The organism is Desulfosporosinus sp. I2 (genome assembly GCF_000960765.1).
Taxonomy (GTDB): domain Bacteria; phylum Bacillota; class Desulfitobacteriia; order Desulfitobacteriales; family Desulfitobacteriaceae; genus Desulfosporosinus.
In genome coordinates, this window is record NZ_JYNH01000131.1 from 1 (window position 1) to 13,005 (window position 13,005).

The 13,005-nt window shown below is 45.6% G+C and carries 13 protein-coding genes; all 13 read left to right on the plus strand.

Annotated features, from left to right (window positions below):
• Positions 1-428: 428 nt before the first annotated feature.
• On the plus strand, positions 429-1,835 hold the full coding sequence (gene aspA, locus UF75_RS20560; protein ID WP_045576428.1) for an aspartate ammonia-lyase: 1,407 nt from the start codon (positions 429-431) through the stop codon (positions 1,833-1,835).
• Between the two features lie 223 nt (positions 1,836-2,058).
• On the plus strand, positions 2,059-2,322 hold the full coding sequence (locus UF75_RS20565) for a DUF4321 domain-containing protein (protein ID WP_045576429.1): 264 nt from the start codon (positions 2,059-2,061) through the stop codon (positions 2,320-2,322).
• Position 2,323: 1 nt separating this feature from the next.
• Positions 2,324-2,980: a Maf family protein gene (locus UF75_RS20570; RefSeq protein ID WP_045576430.1), complete on the plus strand. Its 657-nt coding sequence runs from the start codon at positions 2,324-2,326 to the stop codon at positions 2,978-2,980.
• The gene (gene radC, locus UF75_RS20575; RefSeq protein WP_045576439.1) at positions 2,931-3,614 is read left to right on the plus strand and encodes a DNA repair protein RadC; all 684 of its coding nucleotides are present in this window, start codon (positions 2,931-2,933) and stop codon (positions 3,612-3,614) included. Before UF75_RS20570 ends, radC begins: the two co-directional genes overlap by 50 nt.
• Before the next feature lie 167 nt (positions 3,615-3,781).
• The gene (locus tag UF75_RS20580; protein WP_045576431.1) at positions 3,782-4,801 is read left to right on the plus strand and encodes a rod shape-determining protein; all 1,020 of its coding nucleotides are present in this window, start codon (positions 3,782-3,784) and stop codon (positions 4,799-4,801) included.
• Between the two features lie 18 nt (positions 4,802-4,819).
• Entirely contained in the window at positions 4,820-5,686 is an 867-nt protein-coding gene (gene mreC / locus UF75_RS20585; RefSeq protein ID WP_045576432.1) for a rod shape-determining protein MreC, read from the plus strand.
• Positions 5,686-6,192, plus strand: coding sequence for a rod shape-determining protein MreD (mreD, locus tag UF75_RS20590; protein WP_045576433.1), 507 nt, complete (start codon positions 5,686-5,688; stop codon positions 6,190-6,192). The genes mreC and mreD overlap by 1 nt, the downstream gene beginning before the upstream one ends.
• A 295-nt stretch (positions 6,193-6,487) precedes the next feature.
• Entirely contained in the window at positions 6,488-8,599 is a 2,112-nt protein-coding gene (gene mrdA / locus UF75_RS20595; RefSeq protein WP_045576434.1) for a penicillin-binding protein 2, read from the plus strand.
• 113 nt (positions 8,600-8,712) lie between these two features.
• Positions 8,713-9,396: a septum site-determining protein MinC gene (gene minC, locus UF75_RS20600; protein WP_045576435.1), complete on the plus strand. Its 684-nt coding sequence runs from the start codon at positions 8,713-8,715 to the stop codon at positions 9,394-9,396.
• 161 nt (positions 9,397-9,557) lie between these two features.
• Positions 9,558-10,352 carry a septum site-determining protein MinD gene (minD, locus tag UF75_RS20605; protein WP_045576436.1) on the plus strand — a complete coding sequence of 265 codons (795 nt, stop codon included), beginning with the start codon at positions 9,558-9,560 and terminating at the stop codon, positions 10,350-10,352.
• A 30-nt stretch (positions 10,353-10,382) separates the two neighbouring features.
• Positions 10,383-10,661, plus strand: a complete 279-nt coding sequence (gene minE / locus UF75_RS20610; protein WP_045576437.1) for a cell division topological specificity factor MinE — start codon at positions 10,383-10,385, stop codon at positions 10,659-10,661.
• A 247-nt stretch (positions 10,662-10,908) separates the two neighbouring features.
• Positions 10,909-12,072 (plus strand): rod shape-determining protein RodA, encoded by a 1,164-nt coding sequence (gene rodA / locus UF75_RS20615; RefSeq protein ID WP_045576438.1) that lies wholly within the window; start codon positions 10,909-10,911, stop codon positions 12,070-12,072.
• Positions 12,073-12,533: 461 nt separating this feature from the next.
• Complete coding sequence (locus UF75_RS29330; protein WP_197079478.1) at positions 12,534-12,740, plus strand: hypothetical protein; 207 nt, start codon at positions 12,534-12,536, stop codon at positions 12,738-12,740.
• Positions 12,741-13,005: the final 265 nt, after the last annotated feature.

A 13,005-nucleotide genomic window follows, 5' to 3' on the forward strand; every position in this document is an offset into this window, starting at 1 on the left:
CCCAGTAGCTTGGACGGCGAGAAGGGACCTTGTTTCCCGCCCTGCTTTATGAAAGCGGTTTAAAGCCGAGTTTGGCTACGACTCGCGAAAGGCGTTCACGCCGTGTGATCGCGACCCTCTGGGCTTGGAAGACTCGAAACGAGGGAGGGCTCTGAAAATGTCCTGTTTCCCGCGTCGCGGAAAAAGCGGATTTCGGAGCTAGGTGTCAAGGGGACGTTTTGTTTGTCATGCAAAGTTAAGGGGCGTTTTGCGTCTGGTTTGTATAAACTGCTTTAAATGATTTAAAATAATTTCTGTATTAATCCCTTCCAAACAACTTTCAGATGACTGGAAGAAATATTGTCATAAACTCTCGACAGACCTCCCATGTACATAGTATTATGTATACAATATACATGGGAATAATATTATTAGGGGAGACGTTTACTATGCGGCAAGAAAAGGATTTAATAGGAATTCAAGAAGTTCCAGATGATGTGTATTATGGCATTCAAACACTTCGTGCAGTGGAGAACTTCCCAATTACAGGATATCATCCCCATGGGGAGTTAATTCGTGCTTTAGGGATGGTTAAGGGCGCAGCGGCCGAGGCGAATATGTATATTGGAACTTTGAAACCTTCTATTGGAAATGCCATATTGCAAGCATCCAGGGAGCTGATTGATGGTCAGTTTCATGAGCAATTTGTAGTTGATGTAATCCAAGGAGGAGCGGGAACGTCCATGAATATGAATGCCAATGAAGTCATTGCTAACCGGGCTATAGAGATTCTTGGCGGGAAAAAGGGTGAGTATTTTAAAGTTCATCCTAACACGCATGTAAATATGGCCCAAAGCACCAATGATGTTTTCCCTACCGCAATCCGAATTGCTTGTCTAAATGTAGCGTTTGATTTGCTCGAATCCTTGGACCGTTTACGCCAGTCTTTTGCAGATAAGGCCCAAGAGTTTGACGGTGTGATAAAAATGGGCAGAACGCATTTGCAAGATGCTGTTCCCATTCGGTTAGGCCAGGAGTTTGCTGCGTATGCCCAGATGTTAGGGCGAGACATTAAGCGGATCAAAGAATCAATACGATCTCTTGAAATAATGAACATGGGAGCTACGGCAGTAGGCACCGGATTAAATGCCGAACCCAAATATATTGCAAAGGTAACAGAGTACTTACGTGAATGGACTCACTTCCCGATGCGGCTCGCCGAAGACCTGGTTGATGGGACACAAAACACGGATGCCTTTATGGAAGTCTCAGGAGCTTTAAGAACCCTAGCTGTAAATCTTTCCAAAATAGCCAATGATTTACGTCTCATGGCTTCAGGTCCACGGACGGGATTAAATGAGCTAAATTTACCGCCTATGCAACCAGGTTCCTCAATAATGCCTGGAAAAGTCAATCCGGTGATTGCGGAAGTGGTCAATCAGGTGGCCTTTCAGGTTCAAGGGAATGATTTTACGATTGGATTAGCCTGTGGGGCTGGACAACTAGAACTTAATGTTATGGAACCGGTTATAGTTTTTAATTTACTTCAATCGTTAGACATCCTACGCAATGTAACTCGAGTTTTTCGGGAACGTTGTGTCACGGGTATTACTGCTAATATAGAGCGTTGTCGTGCAATGGTAGAAAATAGCGTGGGTTTAGTGACAGCTATCAATCCTCATGTAGGGTATGAAGTAGCATCAATGGTGGCTAAAGAGGCAATTACATGTGGTCGACCGGTCTGTGACATTGTATTGGAAAAAGGAGTTCTGACGAAAGAAGAGCTCGATATCATCTTAAACCCGTACGAGATGACCAAGCCAGGTATTGCGGGCGCGGAGTTGTTAAAACGGTAAGGGGAGGGTCGCGAGACACTTGCTCAACACACCTAAAGGTGCTCCAAACTCGAAAGTTCCATTCGAGTTTGGGGCACCTTTAGTGTGCCCGGCTTTCCAAAGAAGAACATTGTCGAACTTGCTTAGTAAAGGGGAAGATGCTAAACTTAAATGTAGGAAAAGGAAAAGTCAGGGACATTTAGTTTGTAGTTGAATGGCTACTTATTTGGAAGGGGAAAGAACTATGGCGGTTGGCCGAAATTCCTCGGGGACAGGTAGAGCAGTCTTACTCATTTTGATCGGTGCTGCCCTTGGGACTTTAGTCGGATTTGGCTTAGAAAAATACGGTATTTTTGCTCCGTTTTTGCGGCCGGCCGTTATTGATGTACCTTCCCATACTTACTTAGATTTCTTTTTCCTCTCGCTCTCGTTTGGTATTCGTATAAGTATCACTATGGCGACGCTTTTGGGAGCATTGGGAGGATATTTATTGTCAAGGAAGGTGTAATATGCTCGTACTTGCTTCTGCATCCCCCCGGAGGGCGATGTTGCTTCGCGAGGGAGGGTATTCCTTTGTAACAGTCAAGGCTTCCGTATCAGAAGTGCTGGCAGAAAGAGTTGTACCTGAGATCGGAGTACGGCAGTTGGCAACACGCAAAGCCCAAGTGGGTATGACACACTGGTTGAAATCAGGGGGAGACACACAAGATATAGTGCTAGGGGCAGACACGATGGTGGTCCTCAACGATCAAATATTGGGGAAACCCACTTCACCTGAGGAAGCAGTTCAAATGCTAGAGAATCTAAGTGGTCGGACTCACGAAGTTTTAACAGGAGTCTCGTTAGTTTCTGGATCGGGAAGGTTCATGGAGGACGTGGTTAAAACAATTGTCCATTTTCGCCAACTCGAAGCGGATGAGATTATGTCTTATGTTGTCAGTGGGGAACCAATGGACAAGGCAGGGGCATATGGAATTCAGGGGGAAGCCGGGCGATTTGTCACGTCCATACAAGGATCCTTAACAAATGTCATTGGTTTACCGATGGAGTATCTTACGGTTCAACTTAAAGCGTGGGGGATTGAGCAGACAAATATCACTTCACGCGAGGTGAATGATGGATTATCAACGTTTGAAGGATTTACCGGAAGAACTTCTACCCCGTGAACGACTTTGCCAATTAGGCCCTGAAGCATTATCAAATCGGGAAATATTGGCCATTTTGTTGCGTACCGGCATCAAAGGTGAAAACGTTTTAACGCTAGCGGAACGTATTTTGGTCAGTGTCGGTGGACTTTCAGGGTTAAGCAAGCTAACAGTCCATGAACTAGCCCAAATACATGGTCTAGGGAAAGCAAAATCTGCCGAAGTGAAAGCAGCCTTAGAATTAGGGCGTCGTTCAGTATCCGTGGATCCGATGTCGAGACCCGTGGTTAATTCTCCCCAGGACGTGGCTCATATTGTAATGGAAGAAATGAGATTCCTGGATCGTGAACATTTTCGAGTGGTTTCTCTATCGACTAAAAATCATGTCTTGGGGATCAGTCCGGTTTCGATTGGTTCGCTCAATTCATCCTTGGTGCACCCACGGGAGTGTTTTAAAGAAGCGATCCGGCGCAACTCAAACGCCATTATTTTATTGCACAATCATCCCAGCGGGGATCCAACTCCCAGTCAGGAAGACATTGAGATCACACGTCGTTTAGCAGACGGGGGAAAGATTCTTGGGATTGAGGTTTTAGATCACGTGATTATCGGAGATAATCGATTTATTAGTTTGAAAGAACGTGGAGTCTTGTAGCGAAGTTCGAGGTTGGAGGTTCGTGGTTCGAATTGTGAATTCGATTCTGCGAATCGAAGAACGGAATGAACTTTGAGGCTAATATTATTGCGAACTTTGTTCGCCTCTATTCGAACCACGAATATCGAATATCGAACATCGATCTTGGAAGGAGTTTTAATATAACAATGTTTAATTATTTTAGCAAGGATTTGGGAATAGATTTAGGAACAGCAAATACAGTAGTTCATGTCAAAGGAAAGGGGATTGTAGTACGGGAACCTTCCGTGGTAGCCATGGATATAACAACAAAGACCCCATTGGCGGTAGGTGATAGTGCTAAGGAAATGATCGGCCGGACCCCTAGTAATATTGTGGCTATAAGACCCTTAAAAGATGGGGTTATCTCAGATTTTAACGTTACACAGAAAATGCTGAAATACTTTATTAGTCGTGCTCTAGGGACCGAACACCCCTTTATCCGGCCGCGTGTGGTTATTTGTGTACCTTCTGGTGTCACCCCTGTAGAGGAACGTGCCGTTAAAGAAGCAGCTATGGCTGCCGGCGCAAAAGAACCGATTATACTAGAAGAACCTATGGCAGCTGCTATTGGTGCTGGACTTCCGGTTAGTGAACCGACGGGGAACATGATCGTGGACATTGGAGGAGGTACAACGGAAGTCGCGGTTATTTCCTTGGGTGGAATCGTCACAAGCCGCTCGATCCGTGTCGCTGGCGATGAAATGGATGATGCGATCATCGCTCATATTAAAAGACGCTATAATCTGATGATCGGTTATCGGACAGCGGAAGCACTCAAGTTTGAAATCGGATATGCGTACATGGCGGAAAAGGGTATGTACACAGTGCGCGGACGTGATTTATTAACGGGGCTTCCGAAAACCATTGAGGTCTCTTCAGAGGAAATTCAAGAGGCACTTCAAGAACCGGTAATGGCCATTGTCGATGCGGTAAAATCTTGTTTGGAAAAAACTCCACCGGAATTATCCTCAGACATCATGGATCGTGGCATTATGATGGCTGGTGGCGGTTCATTATTACGCAACCTTGATCGATTGATCTCAAATCAAACAGGTATCGCGGTGCACTTAGCGGAGGATCCACTATCCTGTGTAGCTATAGGCACAGGACATGTTTTGGAACATGCTGAGATCCTACGGAAAATTGCAGCCTCGCAAAAAAGCTAAAAGCGAGGAGGAATTGTGATGGGGAAAAGAGTAAATTTAACGGGAATTGCGGTTCTCGTTTTCTTTCTGTTGTTAGGCGTACTGATAAGCATTCGTTTAACCGGACTTGGTAGTCATTTCCCCAATCCAATTGGGGGGACCATGCAACGCGTTTTAAGCCCGATAGAACAACCAATTCTTCAGTTGGGGAATGGCATTAAAGAAAATTTCCGGGCCATATGGAACTTCCGGGAGGTGCAAGTCCAAAACGAAGCCCTTCTGAAGAAAGTAGATCAGCTAACAGGGGATAATTTAAAGCTCAAAGAAGAAGTACTGGCAGGTATGCGTTATAATGAACTTGATCAGGGTCAATTCCGCAGTCCCACCCTCGCTAAGTTTGAAAAGGTAGGGGCCAGCGTAATTAATCGTAATCCTACCACTTGGTACCGAACCTTGACCTTAAACCGTGGAAGCATGGATGGGGTCGCCCCAAATGACCCTGTGATCGGGGATTTGGGACTTGTAGGGAAGATCGTGTCCGTTTCACCGACCACCTCGGAAGTTTTGCTAATTCTTGACGGGGAAGGACAAGTAAGTGCCTTGGTGCGCGGAAGTACGGGTAATAGTACGTTCGGAATTGTGCAAGGAAACTATACACGGGGTTCTCGTTTAACTTCGGAAGGGAATTTACAAATGCTCTTTCGCAGAGAAGACGGTGTAAATCCAGGAGATCTTGTACTAACGTCAGGAATCGGTGGGGTTTACCCTAAGGACATCCCGATTGGACAAGTGAAGGAGATTCAGCTTGACCCTTCAGGTTTACTAAAAACAGCCTATATCCAACCACTCATTAACTTTGATGCCTTGGAAGAGGCTTATATTGTTAAACAGGCGGGGGGAAAATAATGCGTTATGTATTGATTGCAGGGATGTTTCTCCTGAGTCTGATATTACCGGGCACACTCTTTCACTTTTGGTCTTGGTCAGGAATAAAACCGGATTTACTTATGCTACTGACGATCTACATCGCCATGCACCATCGGTTGCTGGGAAGCGCGATTTGGGGACTTGGGGCGGGTTTATTCGAAGATTTCTATTTAGGACGCAACGTTGGTATGTATACACTCACCCTTGTGGTGGTCGCCATTTTGAGCAATTGGCTAGCCGAACGATGGTACCGAGAAAATTTTCTATTAACCACCTTTATGGTTTTTCTTGTAACCGCTGTGGGGCAAATTCTAGTTTCTTTTTTAAGTCTAGGAGCTGGGCTCCATTGGTCTTTATCAGATATCGGACGATTGGTAATCGGAGTCTCCCTGTATAATGCCATCTTAGTTCCCCTTACCTACCCATGGATTCACCAATCCTTTGTGCGCGGCTGGCTACGCTATCGACCTAGATATGAACGCTAGCGTTCATATCTCGAAGTTCGATATTCGAGGTTCGAGGTTCGAATTAAGGTGGACGAGTTCGCAAGCATGCAAGTCTGAGGACGGTTCTTGACTTGCATTCGACTCAACATGCATTGACATGCATATTGACGCAATTCTTCTCTCGTGCTCTCGTAGGGGCAATTCATGAATTGAGCGTATATCCTCAAATTAGTTTAATTTCGTTTCTTCGATTCGCAGAATCGAAATCACAATTCGAACCTCGTGCATCGAACCTCGTGCCTCGCAAAAAACGCATCAGGGAGGAGTTTTTTGAATGGATGACAAAGAGCGAAAACCCTATGTTTATCGACTTTGGGGCTTAAGCACTGTAGTGATTCTAGTCTTCTTGATTCTGGGCTCAAACCTTTGGCGTTTGCAGATTGCCCAAGGGTCTTATTATACTGCCATGGCCAAGGGCAACGTCATGAAACTGGTTAAGGTGCCCCCTACACGAGGGGATATTGTGGATAAAAACGGCAAACTCCTAGTAACCAGTGTTCCTGAGTTTGTGCTAAACCTAGACTGGATGGATTTACAACAGGCCAAAAGCGATCAATGGAAAGAGGTTGTCAAGAAATTAGCGGGTTACATCAAACCCTACTGGCCTAACACAAATCAGACCGTGGATTCGATCACGGAGGATATCTTAGCCAATATCCAAAATCACCAGTGGGAACGCTATCGACCCGTGATTATTCTGAATAAGGTCGCACCAGAACTTCAAGCGGTCATCGCGGAACACCAAGAGGAGCTTCCAGGAGTTAGTGTGGAAGCGATTCCTGTGCGTGACTACCCTGAAAAAACATTGGATGGTCAGCTGCTAGGGTATGTCCGTGAAATTGCTGAACCAGAAATTGGCCAGTTGAATAAAAATAAAGATGCGCAACAGGCAGGGTTTGTCTACGCGCAGGGGGATATCGTAGGCAAGATGGGGGTTGAAAAGTCCTATGATTTCTGGTTGCGGGGTAAAGAAGGGGTTCAACAAGTTGAAGTGGATAATCAAGCCCGCCCAGTTTCCAAACAGGTTATCCAAGCCCCAGAAGCAGGAAAGACCGTTCAACTGACGATTGATGCTGACTTACAAAAAACGGTGGATGATAAACTTGATGAAGTCATTGCAAACGTCCAAAAAACTAATCCAACGGCCCATGCCGGGGCGGCCGTGGTGATTGATGTCAACACTGGCAAGGTTCTGGCCATGTCTTCTCGGCCCGCGATGGATCCCAACGATTTGATCGGGATTATTTCGGACGAAATGGCAGATAAGTATTGGCCGCAAGATCCTAAACGTGCTTCACAAGCGGCATCCCTTAACCGGGCATTGTCAGGGGTGTATGCACCAGGTTCGACTTTCAAAATGGTGACAGCGATGGCTTCCTTACAACTCAAAGTGACAACGCCGGAGGAGAAGGTCAATGATGTCATGTCTTCTTTGGGGAACCTTGGTTCTCAGCAACAAGGTGCCGCGGAATGGGGCGGGAATAATTTCGGCGCTGTCAATCTTTCACGAGCGCTTGCCTTGTCTTCTAATATTTATTTTCAAGTGATGGGCCGCCGAGCCTTTGAAGCTAATCCAGAAACGATTGGCCAGATCGCCCATGAATTCGGCTTAGGGGTTGAAAGCGGGATTGATTTACCCGGAGAGGCTAAAGGATTAGCTCCTTCAGCCGAGTGGAAAAAAGCCAATTATGGACCTACGTATGAAAAATCTCGAGATAAAAAACTGGCCAATATTGAGAGTAATTACGCGACCAAACTGGCTGAAGCTCCAGATGCTAAAGCTAAGCAAAAACTGCAAGCCGCAAAAGACTCTGAGATTAATCAGGTTGGTGTATGGTATAAGCAAATGGTCAGTGAATTTGTTGACTGGAAGGTCTATGACAGTCACTTTAATTCGATTGGGCAAGGGTATAACACCTACACCCCATTGCAATTAGCTAATTACGTTTCAACCATGGTGAATGGTGGAAAACACTTTCGACCGTATGTTGTCGATAAACTCTTGGATCCAATTACCGGGAATACGGTTCAGCAATATGAACCCAAGGTTCTAAATACCGTCTCGGTTTCTCCTGATATTCTAGATGCGGTCAAAAAAGGAATGGGCGCGGTTACAACGGGGGAAGGAACGGCTTCCTTTCTGTTCGCGGATGTGCCGGAATTTACGGGGGGAGGTAAAACGGGAACCGCTCAGATCGGCTCCAAGAACACGATTTCCGGAGATATATACAATGGGGTGTTTGTAGCGTTTGCCCCTTATGATCATCCTCAAATTGCCTTTGCCGGGGTCGTTGAATTTGGAGGGCATGGAGGGGATACAGCGGGTTATGTTGCCAAGGCAGCCTTTATGAAATATTTTGGTTGGAAGAGCGCGAATGGAGGCTAAAAAACGAGGAAATTTATCCTCGTTTTTTTTGAGAGTAAAAAGGGAAATGGGACAACCTTGTAGAATTTATAGTAAGCATTGAATTATGACAAGCAATGGGGGATTGGTGCAGGTTGACACGGACTGAACATGTGGCACTTAAAGGAACCCGCGAAGGATTGGTATTATACCTTGATCCTGCCGCGGACTTTAGATTGCTAATGAACGAACTGGATAATCTTTTGAAAAACTCTGAACAATTCCTCCAAGGCGCGAACGTCCGGTGCTATGCAGGAAAAAAAGAATTTTCTGAGGATGAACAAGAAAATCTGACGGCTATTTTGCGAGAAAATCACTTAGAACTTGCAGGATGGTTATCCACAGAAGAGGTCTACGTCCCTGGCAAGACTCAGTCCTACGCAAACGAGGAGCGAGATGCTCGTCTTTGGGAGGAAGGGATGTCGGAAGGCCGCTGTCTCTTTATGGAACGAACCCTTCGTTCAGGAAAAAGTGTGCAATTTGAAGGGCATGTGATCGTGCAGGGAGACGTGAATCCTGGTGCAGAAATCATAGCCACGGGTAACATCGTTGTCCTAGGCTCACTCAGGGGAGTTGCCCATGCAGGAGCAATGGGTAACCGAAAAGCCTCTGTGAGCGCCTATCATTTGGCGCCCACTCAACTGCGGATTGCGGACTTGGTAACCAGGGCTCCAGATGATGAAACCGACGGACGAGGACCGGAGATAGCTAGAATCAAAGATGACCAATTAACGGTAGAAGCAGCTGGTATGAATGGTTGGCGAGGCAAAGCTCGATAACGCGATGTTCGAGGTTCGTGGTTCGAACTTTGAATTCGATTCTGCGAATCGAAGAACGGAATTGATCTTTTTGGCTTAAAATTTTCTGCGAACATTGTTCGCTTCGATTCGAACATCGAACATCGAACATCGAAAATCGATTAGGAAAGGTAGGTCTAACTATGGGTGAGGTAATCGTTGTAACTTCCGGAAAAGGGGGCGTAGGCAAGACGACAACATCCGCAAACATCGGGACTGGTTTAGCTGCTGAGGGGCATAAAGTCGTCCTAGTTGATACGGATATTGGTTTGCGCAACCTTGATGTTGTGATGGGACTTGAAAATCGAATCGTTTACGATTTGGTGGATGTAACGAGTGGAAATTGTCGTTTAAAACAAGCACTTATTAAAGATAAGCGTTTTTCAAACCTTTTTTTGTTACCAGCCGCCCAAACGAAAGATAAAACCGCAGTTAGTCCAGAACAGATGAAGATATTGGCCAAAGAACTCAAAGAAGAGTTTGATTATGCGATTATTGACTGTCCAGCAGGAATCGAACAAGGCTTTCGCAACGCAATCGCGGGCGCTGACCGAGCGGTCGTAGTTTGCACGCCCGAAGTGAGTGCAGTGCGTGATGCGGACCGCATTATCGGTTTATTAGAAGCGTCCGAGTTGAGAAATCCAAAGTTAATTATCAACCGCCTCCGCCCAGCAATGGTAAAACGTGGAGACATGATGGATATTTCAGACATCCTGGATATTTTAGCCATCGAATTAATTGGGGTTGTTCCGGAAGATGAGAGTATTGTGGTCTCCACAAACCGTGGGGAGCCCGCTGTTATGGATCAAGGGTCAAAAGCTGGAGAGGCTTACCGGCGCATTACAAGACGGATTAAAGGAGAAGACGTACCCCTAATGAACCTTGAGGTACCCTCCGGAATCATGGATAGACTAAAAAGACTCGTTGGGATTCGCTAAACCGTTCGGTACTGAGAGGAGGAATCGTCCTTGTTAGAATTTATCAGCCGGATGCTTGGCAGGGAAAGCGCCTCGAGCAAGACAGTCGCAAAAGAACGCCTTCGGCTCGTCTTGGTGCATGACCGCGCTAGCATATCGCCTGCCATGCTAAACAGACTAAGGGAAGATTTGGTCAAAGTAATCTCTAACTACATGGAGATTGATGAAGCGGCACTCGAGTTCAATCTATGTCAAGACGATCGAGAAGTGGCCTTAGTCGCTAACATTCCCGTCGTGAAGATGAAACGAGACTACGCATCCAAGGGGTAAGCGAGGTTCGAGGTTCGAGGTTCGAGGTTCGATATCGAAGCGAACAAAGTTCGCGGAATAATTAATTTTTTTCCGTTCTTCTGGGGGCGCAACAAACTTTGAAGTTTGTTGCGCCCCTTGTTTCTATTTAATTCCGTTCTTCGATTCGCAGAATCGAATTCACAATTCGTACCTCGTGCCTCGTGCCTCTCGCCTCGCGGTATGTTATAATAATTAGGTATCGCTACAAAAATCACAGGGAGATATAATCGTGGATAGACGAGCTTTAAGGAACTTAGACTTTTTATTTATCTTATTCACATTGTTATTACTAGCAGCCAGTCTGATAATTTTAAGCACCGCTTCGATCAGTGTGATTAAATCAAGCCCCCTACACTATGTTGAAACGCAAACTGTTTGGATTTTAACTGGGATCATCATTGCAATGGTCGTGGGCGCCATTGATTATCAAAAATGGCAACATTTCCGCTGGTGGATTTATGGATTTAACTTGGTGTTGCTCTTAGCAGTTATCCTTTTCGGGGACACGGCCAAAGGGGCGACTCGCTGGATTTATCTTACATCTTCGATCGGAATCCAACCGTCGGAGTTCGCCAAGATTTTCATTATTTTAACCTTTGCCGATTTCTTAGCCAAGCGAGAAGGTAGACTAAATAATGTTACTGATTTCATACCACCGTTTTTGTTTATTTTATTACCCATGCTCCTTATTTTTAAGCAACCTGACCTAGGAACGACCTTAGTTTTCGTGGCAATTTTCATCGGAATGATGTTTGTGGCAGGGGCAAATCCTTGGAAATTTGGGGGCCTTATCTTAGGGGGGGTAGTCATCATGGGAGGTGCGCTTTGGCTTCACTTCTCAACGAGTTTACCAAAGTGGCTACAATGGGCTCAAGGACTCCCGCTTCCCCTACAAGAATATCAATTAAAGCGCTTAACGATTTTTATGAATCCTGCGGCAGATAAGACCGGAGACGGTTTTCATATTCTTCAATCCCTATGGGCGATTGGATCTGGAGAGCTATGGGGTAAAGGGTATCGAATGGGAACCCAAGGCCAGTTAAATTTCTTACCTGAGCACCATACCGACTTCATTTTCTCGGTGGTTGGAGAAGAGTTTGGCTTTATCGGAACGATTACGCTACTCTTCTTGTTTTTGATCTTTTTACTGCGCGCCATCAGTATTGCCATGAAAGCTCGAGATATGTATGGGATGTTAATTGTCTCGGGCGTAGTTTCTATGTTCACCTTCCATATTCTTATCAATGTCGGAATGACCTCTGGGATTATGCCAGTCACAGGAATTCCACTCCCGCTGATTAGTGCTGGAGGGAGTGCCATGTGGTCCAACATGGCGTCGATCGGGCTGTTGTTAAGTGTCAATTTAAGACATCAAAGGCGAATGTTTTGATCGAGGTTCGAGGTTCGAGGTTCGAGGTTCGAGGTTCGAAGTTCGAGGTTCGAATCGAAGCGAACAGAGTTCGCACAATAATAAAACCTTCAGCCTAATCTCCAAGTTTAGTTCAATTCCGTTTTTCGATTCATAGAATCGAAATCACAAATCGATCCACGAACCTCGAATATCGAACCTCGCAAAAGAAATAGAACTGCATCGCAGTTCTATTTCTTTTGCTTTCGCGTAGACTATAAAGGGAATGTACGAGCCTGAATCGAGGTTCGAGGTTCGAAGCTCGAACTTTGAAGCGAACAGAGTTCGCAGAGTATTTAAAACCTTTAGATCTAATTCAGAATTTAAGTTTATTTCTAAGTGCTATTTCTAAGTTCAATTCCGTTCTTCGATTCGTAGAATCGAAATCACAATTCGAACCTCGAACCTCGATCCTCGAACTTCGACAAGGGGGGTAAAGTGGGATGGATCCTTTTGAACGTTGGGATGACTGGGAGTGGGAGCGGGCAATCCAAGAAGTGGGAAAAGAACAAGGACGGGGCCGATCTGTACCATCTAACCATACCACTGGGAAGTTTCGAAGACCTGTAAAGAGGGGCTGGAGAGATCTTCTGAACCATTGGAATGGAACCCAAAAGCGGACTCTCTTAACAGCGTTACTTTTTTGTTAATTTTCTTCAGTGCTAATAGTGCAGACCCCTTTTCACAAACGCTTCATTCCGTTTACCGGAGTGCCATGGAGTCGGGTAATTATTATCAGGTTATGAATGGTATGGCTAAAGAAGCTCTATCTTTGGGAGGAGTCGCAAGCGAAAGTACAGCAGTTGATGTTAAGATGAAAGGGCAATTTTTACCCCCCATTTCCGGTCCGGTGATGGCTGCCTTTGGAGAAGTAGGAGAAGGTGGGAGCAACTCCGCGGGGTCGGTTCATAACGG

Bases quoted from the DNA above. Each gene is read 5' to 3' on its own strand.
- aspA (WP_045576428.1), top strand. From the start codon at position 429: ATGCGGCAAGAAAAGGATTTAATAGGAATTCAAGAAGTTCCAGATGAT.
- UF75_RS20565 (WP_045576429.1), top strand. From the start codon at position 2,059: ATGGCGGTTGGCCGAAATTCCTCGGGGACAGGTAGAGCAGTCTTACTC.
- UF75_RS20570 (WP_045576430.1), top strand. From the start codon at position 2,324: ATGCTCGTACTTGCTTCTGCATCCCCCCGGAGGGCGATGTTGCTTCGC.
- radC (WP_045576439.1), top strand. From the start codon at position 2,931: ATGGATTATCAACGTTTGAAGGATTTACCGGAAGAACTTCTACCCCGT.
- UF75_RS20580 (WP_045576431.1), top strand. From the start codon at position 3,782: ATGTTTAATTATTTTAGCAAGGATTTGGGAATAGATTTAGGAACAGCA.
- mreC (WP_045576432.1), top strand. From the start codon at position 4,820: ATGGGGAAAAGAGTAAATTTAACGGGAATTGCGGTTCTCGTTTTCTTT.
- mreD (WP_045576433.1), top strand. From the start codon at position 5,686: ATGCGTTATGTATTGATTGCAGGGATGTTTCTCCTGAGTCTGATATTA.
- mrdA (WP_045576434.1), top strand. From the start codon at position 6,488: ATGGATGACAAAGAGCGAAAACCCTATGTTTATCGACTTTGGGGCTTA.
- minD (WP_045576436.1), top strand. From the start codon at position 9,558: ATGGGTGAGGTAATCGTTGTAACTTCCGGAAAAGGGGGCGTAGGCAAG.
- UF75_RS29330 (WP_197079478.1), top strand. From the start codon at position 12,534: ATGGATCCTTTTGAACGTTGGGATGACTGGGAGTGGGAGCGGGCAATC.